This is a genomic window from Bradyrhizobium sp. STM 3562 (genome assembly GCF_045571435.1).
In the GTDB taxonomy this organism is placed as follows: Bacteria; Pseudomonadota; Alphaproteobacteria; order Rhizobiales; family Xanthobacteraceae; genus Bradyrhizobium.
Genome location: NZ_CP120694.1, coordinates 2,435,067 through 2,455,604 on the forward strand (window position 1 = coordinate 2,435,067; position 20,538 = coordinate 2,455,604).

The window sequence follows — 20,538 nt, forward strand, 5'->3', positions numbered from 1 at the left end:
GGCCTGCCTTGCCCCGGGCTCCCCGGGGCAACCCTCGAAGTGTTGCCGCGGCAAACGCCACGGCCTTCTCCATCTGCTCGATCTTGGTTGGTTCATGGACATCGCGACCCTTGCGTTTTCGGCGCTCTATCAGTTCGGAGATGCCTTTGCGTTCCTGGTGCTTTCGGCCTGTGGGCTCGCGGTGATCTTCGGCATGATGGGGGTAATCAATCTCGCCCATGGCGAGTTCATCATGTGCGGCGCCTATGTGACGGCCTCCTGCACGCATGCCGGCCTGCCGTTGCCGCTCGCGATCCTGGCCGGCACGGTGGTCGCGGCGCTGGTGGGCGTCGTAGTCGAGCTTGTGGTGATCCGTCATCTGTACGACCGCCCGCTCGATACCATCGTCGCCACCTGGGGGCTGAGCCTGATCGCCACCCAAGGCACCTTGATCATGGTAGGCTCGTCCATGGCCGGCATCGGCACGCCGTTCGGCAGCTTTCAGGTCGGCGCCTATTCCTACTCGATCTATCGCATCGTGCTGTTCTGTGCCGCCATTGGCGTCCTTGCCGGGCTCTACGCATTGTTCAACTGGACACGCTTCGGCGTGCTGGCCCGTGCCACCATCCAGGTGCCGCATATGGCAGCGGCACTCGGCGTCGATACGCGGCTGGTCTACAGCCTCACCTTTGCCTGCGGAGCAGGGCTCGCGGGCCTCGCCGGCGGCCTCTACGCGCCGACGATGACCTTGGTTCCGACCATGGGCGCGACCTTCATCATGGAAGCCTTCGTCACCGTCGTGATCGGCGGCGCGGACGTCTTCCTCGGCACCGCGCCGGCCGGCGGCGTGCTCGCGGTGGTGAAGTCTGCGATGACGTCATGGCAGGGGCAATTGTTCGGCCAGATCGGACTGCTGGTGGCCGTCATTGTTGTTGTCCGGGTCCTGCCGAACGGAATCTCCGGCTTTGTGCTGCGCGAGCGTGCCTGACGGAGCAAACTGACATGAGCGGCCTCTTGTCTCTGTTTCGTCTTCTCGAGGGTCCGCAGACCTTCGGGCGCGGTCCGGCATTCTGGAGCCTGTTCGGCGTCGTGCTCGTCGTGGCGTGCACGTATCCTCTGTTCAGCGATGGCTACACCGTCGGCAACACCGTCTATTTCTTCGTCTGGGTGTTCATTGCGCTGAGCCTCTGCCTGATCTGGGGGTATGGGGGATCGCTCTCCTTCGGCGAGACCGCCTTCTTCGGCATTGCGGGCTACGGCTATGGGATCCTGACGATCAATTTCGGCTCGGCCTACGGTTTTACGCTGGTCGCGCTCGTGCTCGCGATTGCCATCGCCGCGCTGGTCGCGCTGCTGCTCGGTTATTTCATGTTCTTCGGCCGCATCGCCGGCGTGTTCCTCGGAATTGTCACCCTAGCAGTGACCCTGATGCTCGAACGCTTCATGGCCCAGACCGCGGGCCCGGAATGGCACATCGGCACCGCGCGGCTGAATGGCTTCAACGGCATGAGCACAATGCCGCCCTTGACCATACCCTGGCCGGGCGAACCGATCGTGCTGTTTGCCGATGTCGGCCTCTATTACGTCGTGCTCGGCCTGCTTGTGCTGGTCTATCTCGGCCTGCGCATCCTGATGAATTCGTCCTTCGGCAACGTGATCGTCGCGATCCGCGAAAATCCCGAACGAGCGGAGATGCTGGGCAATGACGTGCGCAAGTATCGGCTCATCACTTTCGTGATCGGGGCGGCGCTCGCGGGTCTTTCGGGCGTGCTCTATACGGTGTGGGGACAGTACATCACGCCGTCCAGCATGGGGATGACCGCCGCGGCATTGCCGCTGATCTGGGTCGCGGTCGGCGGCCGTAGCGATCTGACCTCGACGCTGATCGGGACGCTGGTGGTGCTCGCCGTGTTCCAGGCCCTGACCATCTACGGCAGTCAGTACGCGCTCATCTTCATGGGCGTGCTTCTGGTGCTCACCGTGCTCATGGCGCCGAACGGTCTTGTGCTCGAGGCGATGAACTGGCTCGGTCGACTGGCCGCGCGCTACTGGCGGAGGACGAACTGATGTCCTTGCTGGAGTTGCGCAAGCTGAACAAGCACTTTGGCGGCCTGCATGTCACCAACGCTGTCAATCTCAGCCTCGATGCCGGTGAGATCCACTGCCTGATCGGCCCGAACGGTGCTGGCAAGAGTACGCTGTTTCGGCTGATCCTCGGCGAGCACGATCCCGGCAGTGGTGACATCTTCTTCGCGGGAGAGAACATCACAGCGCTGAAGTCCTTCGCGCGAATCCACCGCGGACTGTCGGTCAAGTTCCAGGTCCCGGGCGTGTTCAAGGGTCTGTCGGTCCGCCAGAATCTCCAGATTGCCCTGCAGAGCCGGCATCGCGGCGCGGGGCTCGCAGCGGAGATCGACCGGGTGCTTGCCTTCCTCGGCCTGGAATCCGAGCAGGCGCAGACCGCCGGCAATCTCAGCCACGGTCAGAAGCAGTGGCTCGAGATTGGCATGGCGATCAGCCTTAAGCCGCGCCTTCTGTTGCTGGACGAGCCGACGGCCGGCATGTCCCCCGAAGAAACCCATATGACCGGCGAGATGGTGCAGCGGCTCAATGCCGGCGGCATGACGGTGCTGGCGATCGAGCACGACATGGCATTCGTGCGTCAGGTCGCCCAGCGCGTCACCGTGCTGCATCTGGGCCAGGTCTTTGCGCAAGGCTCGATTGAGGAGATCGTCGCCGACGAGCGCGTGGCGGCGATCTATCTGGGGCAAACCCATGCTTGATGTGCCGCGCAAGGAAGTGATCCTGACGACCCTGGGTCTGCGTGCCGGCTATGGCGGCAAGCCGGTTCTCCAGGGCCTCGAGATCGAGGTCCGGGAAGGCGAGATCGTCGCCGTCATCGGACGCAATGGCGTCGGCAAGTCCACGCTGATGAAGAGCCTGATCGGGCTCGTGCCGACGATGAGCGGCTCGATCGTCTATCGCGGCGAGGCAGTTGAAGCCTTGCCGGCGCACAAGCGGGCACGCCTCGGCATGGGCTATGTGCCGCAAGGGCGCGACGTGTTTCCGCGGCTGACCGTCGGCGAGAACGTCGTCGTCGGCGCCGCGATCAAGGGCGGCGCCATTCCAGAGGCAGGCCGCCGCAAGATCGTCGAGGCCTTTCCGATCCTCGCCGAGCGCTGGAATCAGCGGGCCGGCACCATGTCCGGCGGGCAGCAGCAACAACTCGCGATCGGACGGGCCCTGATCGCCGACCCCAATCTCATCCTGCTGGACGAGCCGTCGGAAGGTATCCAGCCCAACATCATCCAGGACATCGCGCGCAAGATGGTCGAGCTCAATCGCAGCACCGGCGTGACCATCATCCTGGTCGAGCAGAATCTCGACATGATCCGCGCCATGGCGCAGCGCTGCTACGTCATGGACAAGGGACGCATCGTCGCAAGTCTCGAGCGCTCGGCGCTCGATGACGAAACGGAGATGCGCCGCCATCTCGCGGTTTGAACCTGCTACGCCCCAACCAAGGAGAACAGCAGTGGCCTGGCAAAACAATTCCATCATGGCACGCAAGGCCCTCGCCAACGGCGAGCGCCGCACCCGGCACACCATCACAGAGAGCGAGCAGGGCAAGTATCATTATGTCTACGGGCCCTATGTAAAGCCGGTGCTGACCGTCGACCCCGGCGCGGTCGTCTCCGCCGAGACCCATGACGCGTTCGAAGGCGCCATCAAAAAGGAGACCGACAGTCCGTCGAAGCTTCTCAATTTTCCGTTCCTCAATCCGCAGAACGGGCCGATCCACGTGAATGGCGCGGAGAAGGGCGACACGCTCGCGGTCTACATCGAGAGCATCGTGCCGCGCGGGCCGCAGCCACGGGGTACGACGGTGATCATGCCGGATTTCGGCGGCCTGGTCTCGACAGGGCAGACTGCGCTGCTCAACCCGGCGCTGCCCGAACGGGTCAAGAAGCTCGAGATCGACGCCAAGACCGGGACCAAATGGAACGAAAAGATTACGCTGCCCTATGAGCCGTTCATCGGCACCATCGGCACCTCGCCGGAGATCGAGGCGATCTCGTCGCTAGTCCCGGACTATTACGGTGGCAACATGGACCTACCGGATGTTGGCGTCGGCGCCATCATTTATCTGCCGGTCAATACCAAAGGTGCGCTGCTTTATCTCGGCGACTGCCACGCGGCGCAGGGCGACGGCGAGCTCTGCGGCGTCGCCATCGAGCATCCGACGGTAACCACGGTGCAGATCGACCTAATCAGGGGCTGGACGATCGCGTGGCCGCGGCTCGAGACTGCCGACTTCATCATGACCATCGGCTCCGCGCGGCCGATGGAGGATGCCGCCCGTATTGCCTATCGCGAGCTGTGCCGCTGGATGGCAGCCGATTACGGCTTCGACGAGATCGACGCCTACATGCTCCTGACACAGGCCGGTCGCATCCGCCTCGGCAACATGGTCGATCCAAAATACACGCTCGGCGCCTCCATCAAGAAGTCCTACCTTGGTTGAGGATCGGTGCGTCATGACGTCAGCCATCCACAAGGTCGCCGCCGTCCAGTTCGAGCCGACCATGTTCGAGAAGGAGCGCAACATTACACGCCTGCTCGAACTCTGCGAACAGGCGGCGGCCGCCGGTGCCAAGCTCATCGTCACGCCGGAAATGGGAACGACGGGCTATTGCTGGTTCGATCGCGCCGAGGTGGCGCCCTTTGTCGAGACGATACCCGGGCCGACCACCGATCGTTTTGCCTCTCTCGCGGACAAGTATGGTTGCTACATAGTCATCGGCATGCCCGAGGTCGACGTGGACGGCATCTATTTCAACTGCGCCGTGCTGATCGGTCCCGAGGGCGTCGTCGGACGGCACCGCAAGACCCATCCCTACATCTCCGAACCGAAATGGGCCGCGGCCGGCGATCTCCACAACCAGGTCTTCGAGACCGACATCGGCCGCATCGCACTCCTGATCTGCATGGATATCCATTTTCTGGAGACCTCGCGGCTGATGGCCCTCGGCGGCGCCGACATCATCTGCCATATCTCCAACTGGCTTGCGGAACGAACGCCGGCGCCTTACTGGATCAGCCGCGCCTTCGAGAACGGTTGTTACGTGATCGAGAGCAACCGGTGGGGGCTCGAGCGCACGGTCCAATTCAGCGGCGGGAGCTGCGTGATCGCGCCGGACGGGCAGGTGATTGCCGTCCTCGACAATGGCGACGGCATCCTGCTGTCCGAGATTGACCTCGATGTTGCACGTGCGCGCCGCGTCCTGGGGGAACCCATCTTTGCGCAGCGCCGCCCGGAGCTCTATCCAGAGCTTTTGACAGACACCTTCAGCTGGAACCCTCGCGATTTCTTCGGTCTCTATGGTCATGAGCGATGGCCGGCCGGCAAGACGTCGCGCGTCAGTGTTGCGCAATTTGCCCCCGGTGATGACATCTTTCGAAATCTAGGCGAGATCGAAGCGCGCGCGGGGGAGGCGAATGCAGAGGGCGCGGAGCTTGTCGTTTTCCCGGAGCTGGCGGTGACGGGTCTTACCGATCCTGTGAAATCGGCCCAGCCGATACCGGGACCCGCGACTGATAGGCTGCGCAGGATCGCGGGCGATCTCGGCATCTATCTCGTCTGCGGATTGGCTGAGCGCGCCGGGGATGCGGTCCACAACAGCGCATGTCTGGTCGCGCCCGACGGAAACATATCAGTGTATCGCAAGACGCATTTGAGGACTGACGAGACAGGCTGGGCGACCGCCGGCGATGAATGGACCGTCGTAGACACTCCGATCGGACGCATCGGCCTGTTGATCGGCCATGATGCGGTGTTTCCGGAGCCGGGCCGGGTGTTGGCGCTGCGTGGGTGCGATCTCATCGCCTGCCCGGCAGCGATCAAGGGGCGCTTCTGTTCGCCGCATGCGGGGACCAAGGTGATACAGCCAAGCCCCATTCCGACCGGCCCCGATCCGTACCACTGGCATCATTTCCGGGTGCGCGCCGGCGAGAACAACGTGTTCCTCGCGTTCGCCAACGTCGTCGATCGCGAGCGCGGCTATCCGGGTTTGAGCGGCGTGTTCGGCCCGGACACCTTCGAGTTTCCGCGCCGGGAGGCGGTCGCTTGCAACGGCACGCGCCTGGCAACGGCGCTGGTCGATACCAGCAATCTCGACAGCGTCTATCCGACCAATGTGGTGCGGCGAAAAGACCTTGTCTCGATGCGAATGCCGCACAGCTATCGTGGGTTGGTCAAGGCCGCCGCAGGCAACTACTAACGCTGCGGCGACGCCGCTCCCGGCTTTTACGAACAAGAGGAGAAAGACCATGAATCTGGGACTCAACGGCCTCAAAGTTCTCGTCACCGGCGGCAACGCAATCGCCGAAACTTTGCGGCCGAGGGGGTCGAACGCGTCGGCCTCAAGAAGAAACATCTTTTGGCTCATTCAATCTCAATAGATCGGCGTTAGTTCTCTGAAATCACAGCGAGATCGCCGGTGTTGTGAAACTCGTCGGCCGCGAGCGGGCGGAAACCCTCCGCCGTCCGGTACCCCATCATGAGGTGCTGCGCACGGATCAGGATCTCACCGGTTTCTCCGCACGCAGCGCATTCGCCTGCCTCGTTGCGAATGACGATTTCGATGCCGGCCGCCAGTCAGCCGACACAGGCATCTTCCCCACCGGAGGCATACCAATTCTCGGTCTCCTCGGCTTCAAGCAGGGTGATCGGATTGAACACTTCACTCTTGCCGTAGGTCACCCGAACCACGGGGCCGAACATCTCCCTGGCGCGCGCGTAGAGCGTCGGTTTTAAGACCGCAGTGCCGCAGAAGATCGTACGCAACGACGTGAACCTTCGCCCGCCCGCCGCCGCGACGATCTTTGCCAGCACGGTCAGCGGCGCAAACATGGCGTCGCATTCGCCGCGCTCGAGGATGCCGAGGACGATCGGTGGATCGACGCCATCAAGCAGGGTCACGGATGCTCCCGACGACAGGAAGGCGTGCGTCATCAGCGACGAACCGTGGGAGAACGGCGTCATCAGGAGCACGTTGCTGCCAGAGCCGGGCTGAAACGGCAGATTCGCCCGAAGTAGGATATTCGCTGTCCATCGGCCGATCTGGCTGTGAACCGCGCCTTTGGGGCGACCGGTGGTGCCGGACGTGAACACAATGCGCGCCGGCGTGTTGCTTTCGACGAACGGGAATGTGGCTGGATCGAGCGTGGCTTGCTTGATATCTTCGATGTTCAGCACGGCGGGCCCGTCGACGCCGATGTCCCTGGCCAATCCCACGCCGCTGATCAAGAGGCGGACGTCGGCAACCTCGCAACAATACGTCCGTTCGGTCGTGCTGAGCGCCGGATTGATCGGCACTTCCACGGCACCGGCCATCATCACGCCGAAGGTCGCCGCGACGGCGTCGGCCCCGTTGCGGAACAACGTCGCCACGGCATCGCCCGGACCGATGCCGGCAAGGGTCAACGCGCGACCGACACCGGCGGCCTTCGCGAACAGGTCCGCGTAGGTGGTCGTGGCGGCACTGTCGGCAATTGCGGGTCGTTCGCCGTAGCGAAGCGCGAGGGTGGAGAGTTCAGAGGCCCAATGGATCGATTTCAACAACCCGCTCCATGTCTGGATCGTTATCGAGGCGCGGCGCTAACCTGCACCGTAGACCAGGTCAGGCAGCCAAAGTGAGAGCTGCGGCACGTAGGTGATGATCGCCAGGCACAACAGCAGCAGGCCGAGGAACAGCAGAATGCCGCGCACCACTTCGGTGACCGGTGCCGTCGAGATCGTGGCCAGCACATAGAGGTTGAGCCCGACGGGGGGATGAACCAGTGCGATCTCCATGTTGTGGGTGAAGACGATCGCGAAATGGACGGGGTCGATGCCGAGCGGCTTCAGCGCGGGCGCAAGATCGGCATCACCACCAGCAGCGTAGCGGCGACCTCCAGGAGCAGCCCAGCATCAGCAGCAGCACGTTGATGGCGAGCAGGAATTGCCAGGGGTGAAGCTGGTTGTCGAGCGTGAACTTCACCAGCGATGCCGGGACGCCCGAATCCGTCATCCAGTGGCCGAAAGCCAATGCGGTCGCCACGATGATCATGATCGTGGCCGCGCTCTTGATCGCCTCGGCGATGACCTCGAGCGTCTGGTTGAGCTGAAAGCCGCGGTAGAAGAACAGGCTGACGAGAAGCGCCGCGATCGCCGAAATGGCGGCGGCTTCCGTCACCGTCATCAGCCCGCCGTAGATTCCGACCATCACGATGAACGGCACGCAGAGGGCCGGCAGGGCATTGAGGGTCATGCTGATCAGCTTGGCGCGCGGCACGGCCGGCTCGCGCGGCAGCTCGCATCTGTAGGAATAATAGAACACCCAACCGAAGAACATGACGGCCTGAAGCAGGCCCGGCAGGATCCCGGCCAGAAACAGGCGCGGAACGGATTGTTCCGCGATCAGTCCGTAAAGGATCAACGACAGGCTCGGCGGAATGACGATGCCGATCGTGCCGGAGGCGCCGACCACGCCAAGCGCGAAGTGACGGGGATAGCCGCGTTCGATCATCGCCGGCACCAGAATGGTGCCCATGGCAAGGGCGGTCGCGACCGACGAGCCGCAGATGGCCGCGAACAGCGTGCACGACACGACAGTGACGAGGCCGAGCGCGCCGCGCAATTGTCCGAACCAGGCGATGGCGACGTCGACCAATGCCTTGGCGACGCCGCCCCGACGCATGAAGGCGGCCGCCATGACGAACAGCGGCAAAGCCATCAAGGTTCTCGTCGGCAATCTTCTGGGCGATCGCCACCAAGGGCTGGCCGCTGAAACCGAACAGGACCGCTGCGCAGACGCCGAGCACCAGAAAGATCGGCATTCCGGCGCAGAGCAGCCCGAAGAACATCAGCAGGAAGAACAGGGTCCACATCGCGTCGGTTCTCGCTGGAACTGGCGGCATCCGGATGCGGGCCGCCGCAGTCGGTTGACGATTTCAAATTGGCCGTAGCCGAGCCCGCCGGTGTCGCCATCCACTCAGTGATCGTGAACGGCGATGACCATGGTGGCGGGATCGAAGCGGAAGACGAGGTGGTAGAGCTTGATCAGGTAGCGCAGCAGCATCAGGACGGCGCCGGTCAGGATCGCCGAATAGTAGATCCACGTCGGGAATTCGAGGCCGGTGATGCTGCGTTCGTCGAGGCTCTGGGCGACGGCGGCGACCTGGAAGCCGCAATAGGCGAGGCCGGCACAAAATGCGATCGCGACACAGCAGTTGAGCGCTTCGACCCATCTTTGCCTCTGCGGCGGCAGCAGCCGCAGCACGACGTCAGGCCTGACATGGCCGTCGGTCCGGACCAGCTGGCTCGACGCCAGGAAGACGGCCCAGACCGTCAGATAGACCACGACCTCCTCGCCATGGATGAACGCGAAGTTCTTGTTCACGTAACGGCCGATGACCTGAAAGGTGCCGACCGCCAGCGCGAGCGCGCCCAGAACCCCGATCAGGAGGAGTTCGATCCTGTTCCAGACCTTCATCATGGGCTTACGGATCAATGCCCGGCGCTCATGATATCCGACTTCACCTGCTCGAGGAGAGCAGGCGAAATCCGCAATTCCCTGGCGATGGCGTCCTGCGACGGCAGCATCTTCAACCGGACGTCGGCAAGAGCGCTTTCGGTCGGCGAAACGAAGACGATGCCGTTCTTTTCCAGTCTGCCGCGCCTCGCTCTGCGCCGCTTCCATGCTGCGGCGGTAGGCCGGAATGTTCTCCCGCCAGAGATCGACGACCATCGCCTGCAGATCCGGCGGCAATTTCTTGTAGAAGCTCTCGCTGATCATCGGCACGTAGAACCCGACGAATTCGTGATCTTCGAATCCGTACCTGATGCCGGATTCCCAGAGCTTGGCGCTGGCCAGACTCTCGTCGGTCGAGCTCAGGCCGTCGAACGTCCCTTGCGAGAGCGCCAGCGGGACATCGGGCCATGCCGTCACGTTCGGCAAGGCGTTGAAGAATTTGGCGCGGGCCGATTGCCCGGCGCCGCCGGAGTTGCGGATCTTCATGCCGGCCTGATCGGCAAAGTCGCGGATCGGTTTCGTCGTGCTGTAGGTGTTCTGATATCCGAGCTGCAGCCAGGGTCCGAGCAACCTGACATCGAGCTTGCTTTCCAGCTGCTTGTCGATGATCTCGCCGATCTTGCCGTCGGCGGCGGCATAGACGACCGGGTAAGACTGGCCGTAGAACGCCGGCAATTGGAATACGTCGGCGTCGGGCGCGTGGAATACGTCGGCGTCGGGCACGAATGCGGTCAGGACCCAAGTGCCGGCGGCCGCGAGCTCGACGGCGCGCTGACGCAGCGCCTTCACCACCTCGCGGTCTCGAAACAGTTGCCCGCTGTGGAACAGTTCGGTCTCGATCCTGCCGCCGGACCTTTCCTGCAGTTTCTTCAGATAATCGCCGATGGCGAGTGTCCGACCGTGCGTCGCTGACGTGTCGACCGATGCTCGCAGCTTGAAAATTGTGCTTCGGCTGCGGCTCCCTGGCTGTACTGGACGGCAAACATGGCAAGCACAGCCATAACGGCGCGTCGCATCATCGCTTTTCTCCCCGATCGTTTATTTTTTTGTGCAGCGGACCCGAACGGTAGCGGGAGAGCTCGCGTGTTTCAAGTGAAACGTTTCATATTTTGGCCGAGTTTGCGGTCCGGGACTATTTTCCGGAACGAGTGTCAAATGTTGACGTGATCGACAGAGCTCACGAGCCGGGAAATAGCGCATTTCCACGACGGAAAGTCTGACTGGCTTCTTCCTGGCAATCGGTGCCGCGCGCACAATTTGGTGAAACGTTTCATTGACAGCTGCATTTTCTGCGCTTAGCTTGCGCCACACTGAGCGGAGCGACCGCAGGCCTCGAAGGCCATTGCGCGAGCTTTGGTTCGGAAAAACGCGGCGAAACAGCCGCAAAAAATCAGGTGGGAAACGTCATGAGGATCACGCGTAGAGACCTGCTGTTGTCCGGCGCGGCCGCTGGTGCAGTGCTTGCTGGTTCGAACGGTCTGGCGATTGCCGCTGAACAGGAATTGACGCTGGGCGTGGTTGGTGTGCTGTCGGGGCCCGCCGCGCAGTGGGGACTCGCATTGCGAGGCGCGGTCGAATTCGCCGCCGCCGAGGCCAACAGGGACGGTCTGATCAAGATCGGCGGCGCCCCGTGCAAGGTCAACGTCGTTGCCATCGACAGCAAATACACCGCGGAAGGTGCCGCCGCTGCGGCCAATGCCTTGGCCGGGCAGGGTGTCAAGTTCATCCTCGGTCCGATCGGCTCGCCCGAACTCACCGGCGTGAAGCCGATTGCCAAGCGCAATTCGATGCTGGTGATGGGCAACGGCTACGCCAAGGATGCGCTGTCGCCGCAATTGCCGCTGGTCTTCCACGTCGGTCCTGGCCCTTCGGGCTGGGCCGATCCGATCATCAAGGTTGCCAAGCAGAAATTCGGCATCAAGAGCGTCGTGCTCGTCGCGCCGAACGACCAGGGCGGCACGGACATCGCAAGCGTCGATGCCGATGCCTACAAGAAGAACGGAATTGCCGCGACCGAGGAATACTATCAGCGTGGCACCACCAATTTCGGGCCGATCGTCACCCGCATCATGAACGCCATGCCCGAGGCCGTCGATCTCGCTTCATCGCCGCCCGGCGATGCGGGCATCCTGGTCAAGCAATTGCGCCAGGCGGGCTTCGAGGGGCCGATCGGACGCCTTGGAGGACCGGGTTACGGCGAGATCTCCCGTGTCGCCGGCGGCGACGATGTGCTGAAGGACTTCTATTGGTATGAGCCGGTCGTTATCGACGAAAAGATGCTGCAGATCGCCGAGGACTACAAGAAGCTGATGGGCAGCGAGCGGCCCGAGAACAATCTGTTCTTTCAGTGGGTGTCGGGCGCTCGCATGGTGGTCAAGGCCATCGCCAAGGCGGGAACGACCGATACCGCAAAGGTCGCCGAGGCGTTGCGCGCGCTGCCGGTCAGTGATCCGAATCTCGGAGCCGGTCACTGGATCGGGCAGGAGTTCTTCGGCATCAACCAGGAACTGTCGTTCCCGTTCGGCATCGGCCTTGTGACCAATGGCAAGCTGCAGCCGACGATGCGGGTCGAAGCGGCCGGCGGCAAGTAGCGGATATCCAGTGCAGGGCTTTGTCGCCACCGGCCTCATCGGCATCAGCCTCGGCGTGCAGTATGCGCTGCTCGCCCTCGGCTTCACCTTGATCTTCGGCATCCTCGGGGTCGTCAATTTCGCGCACGGCGGCTTCTACGTTCTTGGAGGCTATCTCGCTTATTCGCTGGTGACCTATCTCGGCGTGCCATACGGACTGGCGGTGGTCGGTGCGGCGCTAGGCACGACGGCGCTCGGATATCTGTTTGAGCGTTTTGTGCTGGACCGTCTGATCGACGATCATCTGGCGACGCTGATGTTGACGCTCGGGCTCTACATGATGATGTCGAGCGGCATCCTGGTGGTGTTCGGGCCGCAATCGCCCTCCTTCAGCTTTCCCCTGACCGGCGTCATTCGCGGCTATGGATTCTATCTGCCGACCGAGAATCTGGTGGTGCTCGGGGTCTGCGTGGTCGCGATCCTGTCCGTTTACGGTCTGATCTATCACACCGATTTCGGTCGTGCGCTGCGCGCGCTCGCGGACGATCGCGCCGTTGCAACGGCGCAAGGCCTGCGTCCCACCGTTCTCTTCCCGGCGGCTTTCGCGCTCGCCACGGGGCTCGCCGGACTCACGGGGGCGCTGGTTACACCTATTCTGTCGCTGGCGCCGCATATCGGCGATCCCGTGCTGGCGACATCCTTCCTCATCGTCATCCTCGGCGGCCTCGGCAGCGTCGGCGGTGCCACCGCGGCGGCCTTCCTCGTCGGCATGGTGGAGGCGTTCTCGGCCGTCTATCTCGGCGGTTCGAAAGGCGCGCTGGCGCTCTTCCTGCTCGTGTTGATCATGCTGGTGGTCAAGCCTTCGGGGCTGTTCGGCCACCGGGTGCGGGGAGCTTGAGCCCATGATCCAGCTCGCGCGATCCATGGCACGTGGCGGAGGTGCCGCCGAGACGGCGGGCGTGCTCGTCATCGCCTCCGTGTTCGTGGTTCCATGGCTCACCCAAAATTCGATGGTCTATTCGCTGGCCAATCAGATGCTGATCGCGGTCACGGCGGCTTTCAGCGTCTACATCATGCTGCGCATGAACCTGATGACGTTCGCAGTGCCGACCTTCATGGCGATCGGCGGCTACACGGTGGCAATCCTGGGGCTTCGCCATGGGGTGACCGACGTGCTGCTGCTCGGCATTGCAAGCTTCGTCGTGCCGGCACTGTTTGCGTTGCCGCTCGGCGCATTGGTGCTGCGGCTGACCGGGGTCTACTTCGTTCTCGTCACGTTCGTCATTACCGAGATCATGCAACTGGTTCTGTTCGAAACGCCGGGATGGACCGGGGGCGCCAACGGCCTCGTCGGCATGCCGGCCGTGACGTTCTTTGGCATCGAGCTCGCCGACAACCGAGCGGTGCTGCTGGTGACCATCGGTCTGGCGCTGGCCGGCGCGGTCGTCACCGCATCGGTTACCCGCGGTCTGCGCCAGCATTTCGCGGCCATCGAGGAGAACGAACTGCTTGCCCAGAGCCTCGGGCTCGTCGTCTGGCACTACAAGGCGTTTGGCTTCGCCATCGCGGCCGGCGTATCGGGCTTGGCGGGCTTCGCGCTGGTCAACATGCTGCTGACCGCGCATCCAACGTCGTTCAGCGCGCTCTCGTCGGTGAACTACATCGCCTATGCGATCATCGGCGGAAAGAGCAGCATGCTTGGTCCGATCGTCGGCGGCGCGTTGTTGATCTGGGCGGGGGACGTCTTCGCCTTGCGCGGGGAGTACTCCCAGTTCCTGTTCGGCTTCCTGATCGTCCTGGTGGTGCTGGTGGCGCGCGACGGCATCGTCGGGACGATCTATCGCCTCGGCGTCCGCTTGGGTTCAGCGGCGCCGTCGTCCTACGCTCCGAAGTCCTCTCCGACGCGGAGCGTGCCGAATGCGATGGAGCCGCTGCAATGACAGTCCAATCCGTGAACCTCGCTCGCGGCGGCGCGCGGCTGGACGTCGCTTCGATCTCCAAGCGCTTTGGCGGACTGCATGTGTTCAACGACATCAACTTTGCCATCGCGCCTGGTGAAGTGCTTGGCGTCATCGGGCCGAACGGCGCGGGCAAGACCACGCTGATCAACGTCATTTGCGGGATGCTCCCGCCGACGGCCGGAAATGTCCGGCTGGACGGCAAGGACATGACGGGCAAGCCCCTTCATGCGGTCAGTCGCATGGGAATTGTCCGCAGCTTTCAGCAGACGAATACCTTCCGCACGGCGACGGTCCGCGAAAACATCTCCCGCGCGGTATGTTTCAGCGGCGGCGGCGAGCGGGTCTGGAAGACGATCGCGCCGCTGATCGACGAATTCGAGCTCGGCCCGCAGCTCGAGGAGCAGAGCGACAAGCTGCCTTACGGCCTGCAGAAGATGCTGGGACTCATTCTCGCCTGCGCCGTCCATCCCAAGGTGCTGTTGCTGGACGAGCCGGCGGCCGGTCTCGAGCGACGGGAGCGCCTGCGGGTCGATGCCTTCGTTCGACACGTGAGAACGGAGCTCGGCTGCGGCGTGCTGATTGTCGAGCACGACATGGATCTCGTGCGCCGCCTCTGCCCGAAGATCATGGTGCTCGATTCCGGCCGTGTTCTCGCCGAAGGAGCTCCCGCCGACGTGCTGGCGCGGAAAGACGTGATTGATGCCTATCTCGGCGCGGCGGACGAGGAAGCGGCATGATGCTGGCGGTGCAAGATCTGGAAGTGCGCTACGGCGGCATTACCGCTGTCCGCGGCGTCTCGATCGAGGTCGCCGAAGGCGAGACGGTGCTGCTGGTCGGCGCCAACGGCGCCGGCAAGTCGAGCCTCATCAATGCCGTGATCGGGCTGGTACCAGCGTCGCGCGGCAGCGTGCGCTTCGCGGGCGCGGACATCAGCGCCATGTCGTGCGATGGGCGTGCTCGCGCCGGAATGGGCTACTCGCCCGAAGGCCGCCGCGTCTTTGCGACCATGTCGGTTGCCGACAATGTTCTGAGCGGTGCCTGCGGGCGCGGCGGCGCGGCCCAGCGCGAAGCGTGGAGCTGGCTCTGCGGCCTGTTTCCGATCTTGCAGGAGCGTGCCGACCAGCCGGCCGGGCAATTGTCCGGCGGTCAGCAGCAGATCGTCGCTCTGGCGCGCGCGATGAGTTCGTTTCCCAAGCTCTTGCTGCTCGACGAGCCTTTCCTGGGGCTTGCACCGGTCTGGATCGCGCAGATCAGCGAGGCGATCCGACACATGCAGAAGCGCGGCACGACCATTCTCGTAACCGAGCAGATGGCCCGGCCGGCGCTGAGCTTGGCGACGCGCGGCTATGTCTTGCGCAGCGGCGAAATCAGGCGCAGCGGCACCGCGTCCGAAATTCGCGACGTGGCACTGGCAGAGGAGTATCTCTGATGACGGCCATGAACGCCACCGCCCGACTGGGCGCATTTGCTGCGACGGCGGCGACCGCCCAACTTGCCCCCGATGTAGCGACCAAGGCCGCGATCTGCCTGCTCGATTCCTTGGGACTTGCGATGGCCGCACGGAGCGAGCCGACGGCCGTCGCTGCGCGGTCGATGGCGACCGAGATTCCGCAGGGCGCGCGGACCGCGCGTATCTGGGCCGTCGGCAAGCATGCGGTGCTGTCGGAAGCGGTGCTCGCCAATGGCGTCGCAGTCCACGCGCATTTCCAGGACGATACCGACCACGATTCCTGGACCCATCCGGGATCCCTGATTTCGCCGGTTGCGGTGTCGTTGGGCGAGACGCGGGATGCGCCGCTCGGTACCGTGCTGAAGGCGCTCACCGCCGGCTATGCCGCGCTTAAATGGCTCGGCGCCGGCGAAACCGTTGCCCGCGGTCTGATCGGCCGGGGCGTGCGCACCAGTCCGACCTTCGGCACCATTGGCGCCGCGGCGGCGGGCGCCGTCCTGCTCGGGCTCGATGCTGCGAAGGCCACGAACGCCGTCGCGATCGCGGCCTGCACCACCGGTGGAACGCTGGAGCCGGTGCGTTGCGGCTCGGACGAATGGCGCGTCCAGAACGGTCGCGCCGCCCATGGCGGCCTCGTCGCGGCCGAACTCGCAGCACGCGGCGTACAGGGCGCGCCCGACGCGCTGGAAGGCCCGAAGGGCCTGTTGCGTTCGCTTGCCGGCCTCGAGCATGCGCCGGAGCAATGGCTCGAGGCTCCCGATCCTGCGACCATGACAGGCATCATGGCAAAGCCTTTTGCCACCCTTGGCGACAACATGTCCGCCGTACTGGCGGCTTACGCGGTGCACCGCGATGGCATCGATCTGTCTCTGGTGAAGCGGATCACGGTCACGATCTGGCGCCCCTATACCGAATATCCCGGCACGTCGTTCAAGGGGCCTTTCACGAGGACTGTGCAGACCCAGGCCAGTACCGCCTTCGCGGTCGCCGCCATGCTCCGCTACGGGCGGCTGGACTACGACATGGGCGCCGAGCACCGCCAGGACTCCGAGATCATGGCGCTCGTTGCGAAGACGACGATAGAGCCCGACGATACCGGCACGCATCTCGATGCGACCGTGGAGATCGAGATGCAGGATGGCGCGCGCCATCGCCGCAGCTCGTGCGAGGCGCCGCAGGGTCTCGTGTTCCAGGACGAGAGGCGGGCCGCCGATGTGTTCGAGAGCCGGCTGTCCGGCGCGGGACTACCGGCAGCCGAGGCAAGAAGCCTTGCCGCGGACGTCCTTGCGTCCGCCCGCAATGGCGGATCGATGCCGATCCGCGGCTTGCTCGACCGGCTGACCGGATCAATCAAAGAGAGTAGCAAATGAAGCTCGGACTTGAAGGCAAGACGGCCATCGTCACCGGCGGAAGCAAGGGCATCGGTCTTGAGACCGTGCGTCTGCTGGCGGAGGAGGGGGTCAAGGTGCTGGCCTGTTCGCGGCGCGAAGATGCGCTTGCCGAATGCCGTGAGGACGTCGAGAAGACGACCGGGGTCAAGGTCGAGACCTTCTCCCTCGACGTAACCGACCTGAAGCAGATCGAGCGACTGCCGCAGGTCGCGCGCGACCGTCTCGGCCGTATCGATATCCTCGTCAACAATGCCGGCACCGGCACCTACAAGCCGTTCCTGGATGTGACCGACGAGGAATTGCAGCATGGCATGGCGATCAATTTCTTTGCCCAGTTCCGGATCTGCCAGCGCATCATTCCGATCATGGTCGAGCAGAATGGCGGCAGCATCGTCAACGTCGCAGGCGAGACCGGGATTATGGTGACGATGCCGCCGTTCCTGTCGTCGTGCACGGGGCCGGCAAAATCGGCGGAGATCCGTTTTTCGAAGATCCTCGCCAACGAATTCGGACCGCACAACATCCGTGTCAACTGTGTCGTTCCCGGCTTCGTCACCACGCCGGAGCGATTTGCGAAATGGGAGCGCGAGCTCGCCAAGCGCAATTTGAGTCCGGAGGAGGCGGACGCCGAACGGAAGCGCTGGTCGGAGAACAATTCGATGCGCAACACGCGCTGGGGTACGCCGGAAGAGCTCGCCAACCTGATCGTCTTCGCGTTGTCCGAGCGTGCGAGCTTCGTCAATGGCGCAGTGCTGGTCGCCGACAATGCGATGGACAAGTCCTGAACCGGAAAATGCGTGAGGCGATGAACGCAATGGTCGAAGCCAACACGCCGAAGGCGCTGGAGCAATTCCTGGTCCGGAGAAAGTGCGCGGTCGTGACCGGCGGCGGCGATGGGATCGGGCGGGCTGCCGGCTTGCTTCTTGCGGCGGCTGGCGCGTCGGTCGCCGTGCTCGACCACGATGCGGCAAAGGCCGAAGCGGTCCGGGCGCAGATCGGTGATGCCGATGGCACGGCGATGGCCGTAACAGCCGATGTCTCCGAAGAGGCGGCCGTCGAAGCGGCGTTCTCGCGCGTGGTCGGCGCTCTCGGGCCCGTCGATATCCTGGTGAACAATGCCGGTCTCGCCGTACGCGAAGCGGCCGACACGCTGTCCGTCGACAGCTGGAATCGTGTTCTCGCCGTGAACCTGACGGGCATGTTCCTGTGCGCGAGGGTCGCGGCGCGCACGATGCGCGGACGCTCCGGAGCCATCGTCAATACGGCATCGATCATGGGATTGTCGGGGGGACTTTATCCCAACGTGGCCTATCAAACGACCAAGGGCGGCGTCGTCAACATGACGCGCGCGCTTGCCCTCGAATGGGTCGGCGACGGTATCCGCGTCAATGCGGTGGCGCCGACCTTCGTCAGAACGAATTTCATCGCCGGCATGATGGCCGATCCCGTCAAGGCGGCTCATGTCATCGAGGCGACACCCATGCATCGGTTGGCCGAGCCTGAGGAGGTCGCTGCCGCGATTCTGTTCCTGTCCAGCCCAGCCGCAAGCATGATTACCGGCGTTACACTGCCGGTCGACGGAGGATTTCTCGCAAGATGAACATTGTTTTGATGATGATGACCGGCACGGCTGCGGCGGTGTCGTCAGCCCGGAGGACCTGATGGCCGACGTCGACAAACCCCTCGCAGGAATTACGGTGATCGAGCTGGGTCACAGTGTCGCCGCACCCTATGCAGGTCTCATTCTTGCCGATCTCGGGGCACGTGTGATCAAGGTTGAAAACCCTAGGAGCGGCGACTATGCGCGCGGCTGGGGACCGCCGTTCTGGAATGGTACGGCGAGCGTGTTCCACAGTCTCAATCGCGGGAAGGAAGGCATCGCAATCGACTTCGGCGATCCTGAGGACTGCGAAAGACTGAGATCGCTGATCTTGAACGAGGCCGATGCGGTCATCCAGAATCTGCGGCCCGGGATATTGGAGAAGTTCGGTCTGACGGCTGACGCGCTGCGCGCGGAGAAGGCCTCGCTGATCTGGTGCGACATTGGCGCCTTTGGCGCCACGGGGCCGCTCGCCAGCAAGCCGGGATACGACCCGCTCGCGCAGGCGAGCACGGGCATCATGAGCGTAACCGGTGAAGGCGATCGTCCGCCCGTGCGGGTCGGCGTTTCCCTCGTCGACATGGGCTCCGGCATGTGGGCGGTGATCGGAATGCTGGCGGCCTTGGTCGCGCGCAACAAAGGCGGCCAGGGATGCAGCGTCGCGACGTCTCTCTATGAGACGGGTCTCGCATGGATGACGACGCCTCTGGCCGGCTATGCGGCATCAGGCGAAGTCCGCAAGCCCTACGGCTCGGGCACGGCGGAAATCGCACCCTATCAGGCGTTCGAGGCTTCCGACGGTTGGCTGATGATCGCCGCCGGCAACGACAATCTGTTCCGCAAGCTGTGCGGAGCGTTGAACCTCGAGACGCTCGCGTCCGATCCCGACTTCGCAACCAATGCGGCGCGGGTCGTCAATCGCGAGCGGCTGATCCCGCAGATCCAGTCGACCGTGCGCCGCTATTCGGCCGATGCACTCGGAAGGATTCTGGATGCGGCCGGCGTTCCGAACGCCCCGCTCCTGACCACGGATCAGGTTGCCCGGCATCCGCAAACCCGGGCGCTCGACATGATGGTGCGCTGCTCGGACGACGATATCGAACTCGTCGGCATCCCGCTCGCCTTCGACGGCGCGCGTCCGCGCGCACGGACCACGGCACCAACGCTAGGGCAGCACAACGCCCTCCACAGAATACCCGCCGGCAAGGGAACGAGCCATGCAAAGTGATTTCCAGACGATCAAAGTCGAACGCCGCGACGGCAACATCCTGCTGGTCACGCTGTACCGGCCGGAGGCGTCCAACGCCATGAACACCCAGATGGGCCTCGATCTGGTCGAGCTTTTCGAGGGCTTCTCGACTGACATCGAGGGGCTGCGGGCCGTGATCCTCACCGGGCACGGCGACAAGGCGTTTTGCGCCGGCGGCGACCTGAAGCAGCGCAACGGCATGACCGACGATGCGTGGCAGGCACAGCATCTCGTGTTCGAGCGCATGCTGCGCGCGTTGCTGGGCTGCCCGATTCCGGTGATCGGGGCCATCAACGGTGCGGCTTACGGCGGCGGCTGTGAGATCGCGGCGGCGCTCGACTTCGTCTATGCTTCGACCAATGCCCGCTTTGCGCTGACCGAAGTGACGCTCGGCATCATGCCGGGCGGCGGCGGCACTCAGAACCTGGCCCGCGCGGTCGGTGAGCGTCGCGCCAAGGAACTGATCCTCTCCGGGATGCCATTTTCCGCCGCCGAGGCCGAGCGATGGGGATTGGTCAATCGGGTGCTGCCCCCGGGAGAATTGCTGGAGGCGACCTTCGCGATCGGCCATCGCATTGCCGCCAATGGCCCGATCTCGGTGCGCCAGGCCAAGCAAGCCATCCATCGCGGTCTGCAGATGTCGCTCGCCGACGGTCTTGCCTTCGAGATCGAGGCCTACAACCGGTTGGTTCCGACGGCGGACCGACGCGAGGGCGTGCTCGCCTTCAACGAGCGCCGCAAGCCGAAGTTCCAGGGCAAATAG

21 protein-coding genes are annotated in these 20,538 nt (G+C 63.8%); 17 read left to right on the forward strand and 4 right to left on the reverse strand.

Translation table 11 applies throughout. The features are described from left to right. Positions 1 to 94 precede the first annotated feature (94 nt). Genes P6U23_RS11170 through P6U23_RS11195 form a run of 6 tightly spaced genes read left to right on the forward strand, consistent with a single transcriptional unit; the run spans position 95 to position 6,260 of the window. The gene (locus P6U23_RS11170) at positions 95 to 967 is read left to right on the forward strand and encodes an ABC transporter permease subunit (RefSeq protein ID WP_407179767.1); all 873 of its coding nucleotides are present in this window, start codon (positions 95 to 97) and stop codon (positions 965 to 967) included. A gap of 14 nt (positions 968 to 981) precedes the next feature. Beyond that, a complete protein-coding gene (locus P6U23_RS11175) occupies positions 982 to 2,046 on the forward strand; it encodes a branched-chain amino acid ABC transporter permease (RefSeq protein WP_407179769.1) in 1,065 nt (354 codons plus the stop codon). Then, positions 2,046 to 2,762, forward strand: coding sequence for an ATP-binding cassette domain-containing protein (locus P6U23_RS11180; protein ID WP_407179771.1), 717 nt, complete (start codon positions 2,046 to 2,048; stop codon positions 2,760 to 2,762). Before P6U23_RS11175 ends, P6U23_RS11180 begins: the two co-directional genes overlap by 1 nt. After that, a complete protein-coding gene (locus tag P6U23_RS11185; RefSeq protein ID WP_407179773.1) occupies positions 2,755 to 3,483 on the forward strand; it encodes an ABC transporter ATP-binding protein in 729 nt (242 codons plus the stop codon). The genes P6U23_RS11180 and P6U23_RS11185 overlap by 8 nt, the downstream gene beginning before the upstream one ends. A 31-nt stretch (positions 3,484 to 3,514) precedes the next feature. Next, on the forward strand, positions 3,515 to 4,504 hold the full coding sequence (locus tag P6U23_RS11190) for an acetamidase/formamidase family protein (protein WP_407179775.1): 990 nt from the start codon (positions 3,515 to 3,517) through the stop codon (positions 4,502 to 4,504). Positions 4,505 to 4,517: 13 nt separating this feature from the next. Beyond that, entirely contained in the window at positions 4,518 to 6,260 is a 1,743-nt protein-coding gene (locus P6U23_RS11195) for a nitrilase-related carbon-nitrogen hydrolase (protein WP_407179776.1), read from the forward strand. 377 nt (positions 6,261 to 6,637) lie between these two features. Here P6U23_RS11195 and P6U23_RS11200 read toward each other — a convergent pair whose 3' ends face one another. The 3 genes from P6U23_RS11200 to P6U23_RS11210 are packed head-to-tail and all read right to left on the reverse strand — an operon-like array spanning position 6,638 to position 8,756. Beyond that, on the reverse strand, positions 6,638 to 7,600 hold the full coding sequence (locus P6U23_RS11200; RefSeq protein ID WP_407179778.1) for a class I adenylate-forming enzyme family protein: 963 nt from the start codon (positions 7,598 to 7,600) through the stop codon (positions 6,638 to 6,640). Positions 7,601 to 7,639: 39 nt separating this feature from the next. Further along, positions 7,640 to 7,888 carry a TRAP transporter large permease subunit gene (locus P6U23_RS11205; protein ID WP_407181411.1) on the reverse strand — a complete coding sequence of 83 codons (249 nt, stop codon included), beginning with the start codon at positions 7,886 to 7,888 and terminating at the stop codon, positions 7,640 to 7,642. Between the two features lie 19 nt (positions 7,889 to 7,907). Then, a complete protein-coding gene (locus tag P6U23_RS11210; RefSeq protein ID WP_407179779.1) occupies positions 7,908 to 8,756 on the reverse strand; it encodes a TRAP transporter large permease in 849 nt (282 codons plus the stop codon). Between P6U23_RS11210 and P6U23_RS11215 the strand changes: the two genes are divergently transcribed. Then, entirely contained in the window at positions 8,734 to 8,988 is a 255-nt protein-coding gene (locus P6U23_RS11215) for a hypothetical protein (RefSeq protein WP_407179781.1), read from the forward strand. The two genes, P6U23_RS11210 and P6U23_RS11215, sit on opposite strands and share 23 nt — an antisense overlap. A gap of 26 nt (positions 8,989 to 9,014) precedes the next feature. Here the strand turns inward: P6U23_RS11215 and dctP are convergent, their stop codons facing one another. Then, a complete protein-coding gene (gene dctP, locus P6U23_RS11220) occupies positions 9,015 to 10,589 on the reverse strand; it encodes a TRAP transporter substrate-binding protein DctP (RefSeq protein WP_407181412.1) in 1,575 nt (524 codons plus the stop codon). Between the two features lie 371 nt (positions 10,590 to 10,960). Between dctP and P6U23_RS11225 the strand changes: the two genes are divergently transcribed. The 10 genes from P6U23_RS11225 to P6U23_RS11270 all read left to right on the forward strand — a co-directional run bounded on the left by P6U23_RS11225 (position 10,961) and on the right by P6U23_RS11270 (position 20,538). Further along, on the forward strand, positions 10,961 to 12,145 hold the full coding sequence (locus P6U23_RS11225) for an ABC transporter substrate-binding protein (RefSeq protein WP_407179783.1): 1,185 nt from the start codon (positions 10,961 to 10,963) through the stop codon (positions 12,143 to 12,145). Between the two features lie 10 nt (positions 12,146 to 12,155). Beyond that, entirely contained in the window at positions 12,156 to 13,022 is an 867-nt protein-coding gene (locus tag P6U23_RS11230; protein ID WP_407179784.1) for a branched-chain amino acid ABC transporter permease, read from the forward strand. Between the two features lie 4 nt (positions 13,023 to 13,026). Further along, positions 13,027 to 14,064 (forward strand): branched-chain amino acid ABC transporter permease, encoded by a 1,038-nt coding sequence (locus tag P6U23_RS11235; protein ID WP_407179786.1) that lies wholly within the window; start codon positions 13,027 to 13,029, stop codon positions 14,062 to 14,064. Further along, a complete protein-coding gene (locus P6U23_RS11240; RefSeq protein WP_407179787.1) occupies positions 14,061 to 14,822 on the forward strand; it encodes an ABC transporter ATP-binding protein in 762 nt (253 codons plus the stop codon). Before P6U23_RS11235 ends, P6U23_RS11240 begins: the two co-directional genes overlap by 4 nt. Continuing rightward, positions 14,819 to 15,514, forward strand: a complete 696-nt coding sequence (locus tag P6U23_RS11245) for an ABC transporter ATP-binding protein (RefSeq protein WP_407179788.1) — start codon at positions 14,819 to 14,821, stop codon at positions 15,512 to 15,514. The genes P6U23_RS11240 and P6U23_RS11245 overlap by 4 nt, the downstream gene beginning before the upstream one ends. Then, the gene (locus P6U23_RS11250; RefSeq protein WP_407179790.1) at positions 15,514 to 16,905 is read left to right on the forward strand and encodes an MmgE/PrpD family protein; all 1,392 of its coding nucleotides are present in this window, start codon (positions 15,514 to 15,516) and stop codon (positions 16,903 to 16,905) included. Before P6U23_RS11245 ends, P6U23_RS11250 begins: the two co-directional genes overlap by 1 nt. Continuing rightward, on the forward strand, positions 16,902 to 17,711 hold the full coding sequence (locus P6U23_RS11255; RefSeq protein WP_407179791.1) for an SDR family NAD(P)-dependent oxidoreductase: 810 nt from the start codon (positions 16,902 to 16,904) through the stop codon (positions 17,709 to 17,711). The genes P6U23_RS11250 and P6U23_RS11255 overlap by 4 nt, the downstream gene beginning before the upstream one ends. An 8-nt stretch (positions 17,712 to 17,719) precedes the next feature. Further along, positions 17,720 to 18,526, forward strand: a complete 807-nt coding sequence (locus P6U23_RS11260; RefSeq protein ID WP_407179793.1) for an SDR family NAD(P)-dependent oxidoreductase — start codon at positions 17,720 to 17,722, stop codon at positions 18,524 to 18,526. A 61-nt stretch (positions 18,527 to 18,587) separates the two neighbouring features. Continuing rightward, positions 18,588 to 19,754 carry a CaiB/BaiF CoA transferase family protein gene (locus tag P6U23_RS11265; RefSeq protein ID WP_407179795.1) on the forward strand — a complete coding sequence of 389 codons (1,167 nt, stop codon included), beginning with the start codon at positions 18,588 to 18,590 and terminating at the stop codon, positions 19,752 to 19,754. After that, complete coding sequence (locus P6U23_RS11270; RefSeq protein WP_407179796.1) at positions 19,744 to 20,538, forward strand: enoyl-CoA hydratase/isomerase family protein; 795 nt, start codon at positions 19,744 to 19,746, stop codon at positions 20,536 to 20,538. Before P6U23_RS11265 ends, P6U23_RS11270 begins: the two co-directional genes overlap by 11 nt.

Coding starts and splice junctions, on each gene's coding strand:
- P6U23_RS11170 (WP_407179767.1), top strand. CDS start 95: ATGGACATCGCGACCCTTGCGTTTTCGGCGCTCTATCAGTTCGGAGAT.
- P6U23_RS11175 (WP_407179769.1), top strand. CDS start 982: ATGAGCGGCCTCTTGTCTCTGTTTCGTCTTCTCGAGGGTCCGCAGACC.
- P6U23_RS11180 (WP_407179771.1), top strand. CDS start 2,046: ATGTCCTTGCTGGAGTTGCGCAAGCTGAACAAGCACTTTGGCGGCCTG.
- P6U23_RS11185 (WP_407179773.1), top strand. CDS start 2,755: ATGCTTGATGTGCCGCGCAAGGAAGTGATCCTGACGACCCTGGGTCTG.
- P6U23_RS11195 (WP_407179776.1), top strand. CDS start 4,518: ATGACGTCAGCCATCCACAAGGTCGCCGCCGTCCAGTTCGAGCCGACC.
- P6U23_RS11215 (WP_407179781.1), top strand. CDS start 8,734: ATGACGAACAGCGGCAAAGCCATCAAGGTTCTCGTCGGCAATCTTCTG.
- P6U23_RS11210 (WP_407179779.1), bottom strand. CDS start 8,756: ATGGCTTTGCCGCTGTTCGTCATGGCGGCCGCCTTCATGCGTCGGGGC.
- P6U23_RS11225 (WP_407179783.1), top strand. CDS start 10,961: ATGAGGATCACGCGTAGAGACCTGCTGTTGTCCGGCGCGGCCGCTGGT.
- P6U23_RS11235 (WP_407179786.1), top strand. CDS start 13,027: ATGATCCAGCTCGCGCGATCCATGGCACGTGGCGGAGGTGCCGCCGAG.
- P6U23_RS11240 (WP_407179787.1), top strand. CDS start 14,061: ATGACAGTCCAATCCGTGAACCTCGCTCGCGGCGGCGCGCGGCTGGAC.
- P6U23_RS11245 (WP_407179788.1), top strand. CDS start 14,819: ATGATGCTGGCGGTGCAAGATCTGGAAGTGCGCTACGGCGGCATTACC.
- P6U23_RS11250 (WP_407179790.1), top strand. CDS start 15,514: ATGACGGCCATGAACGCCACCGCCCGACTGGGCGCATTTGCTGCGACG.
- P6U23_RS11255 (WP_407179791.1), top strand. CDS start 16,902: ATGAAGCTCGGACTTGAAGGCAAGACGGCCATCGTCACCGGCGGAAGC.
- P6U23_RS11260 (WP_407179793.1), top strand. CDS start 17,720: ATGCGTGAGGCGATGAACGCAATGGTCGAAGCCAACACGCCGAAGGCG.
- P6U23_RS11265 (WP_407179795.1), top strand. CDS start 18,588: ATGGCCGACGTCGACAAACCCCTCGCAGGAATTACGGTGATCGAGCTG.
- P6U23_RS11270 (WP_407179796.1), top strand. CDS start 19,744: ATGCAAAGTGATTTCCAGACGATCAAAGTCGAACGCCGCGACGGCAAC.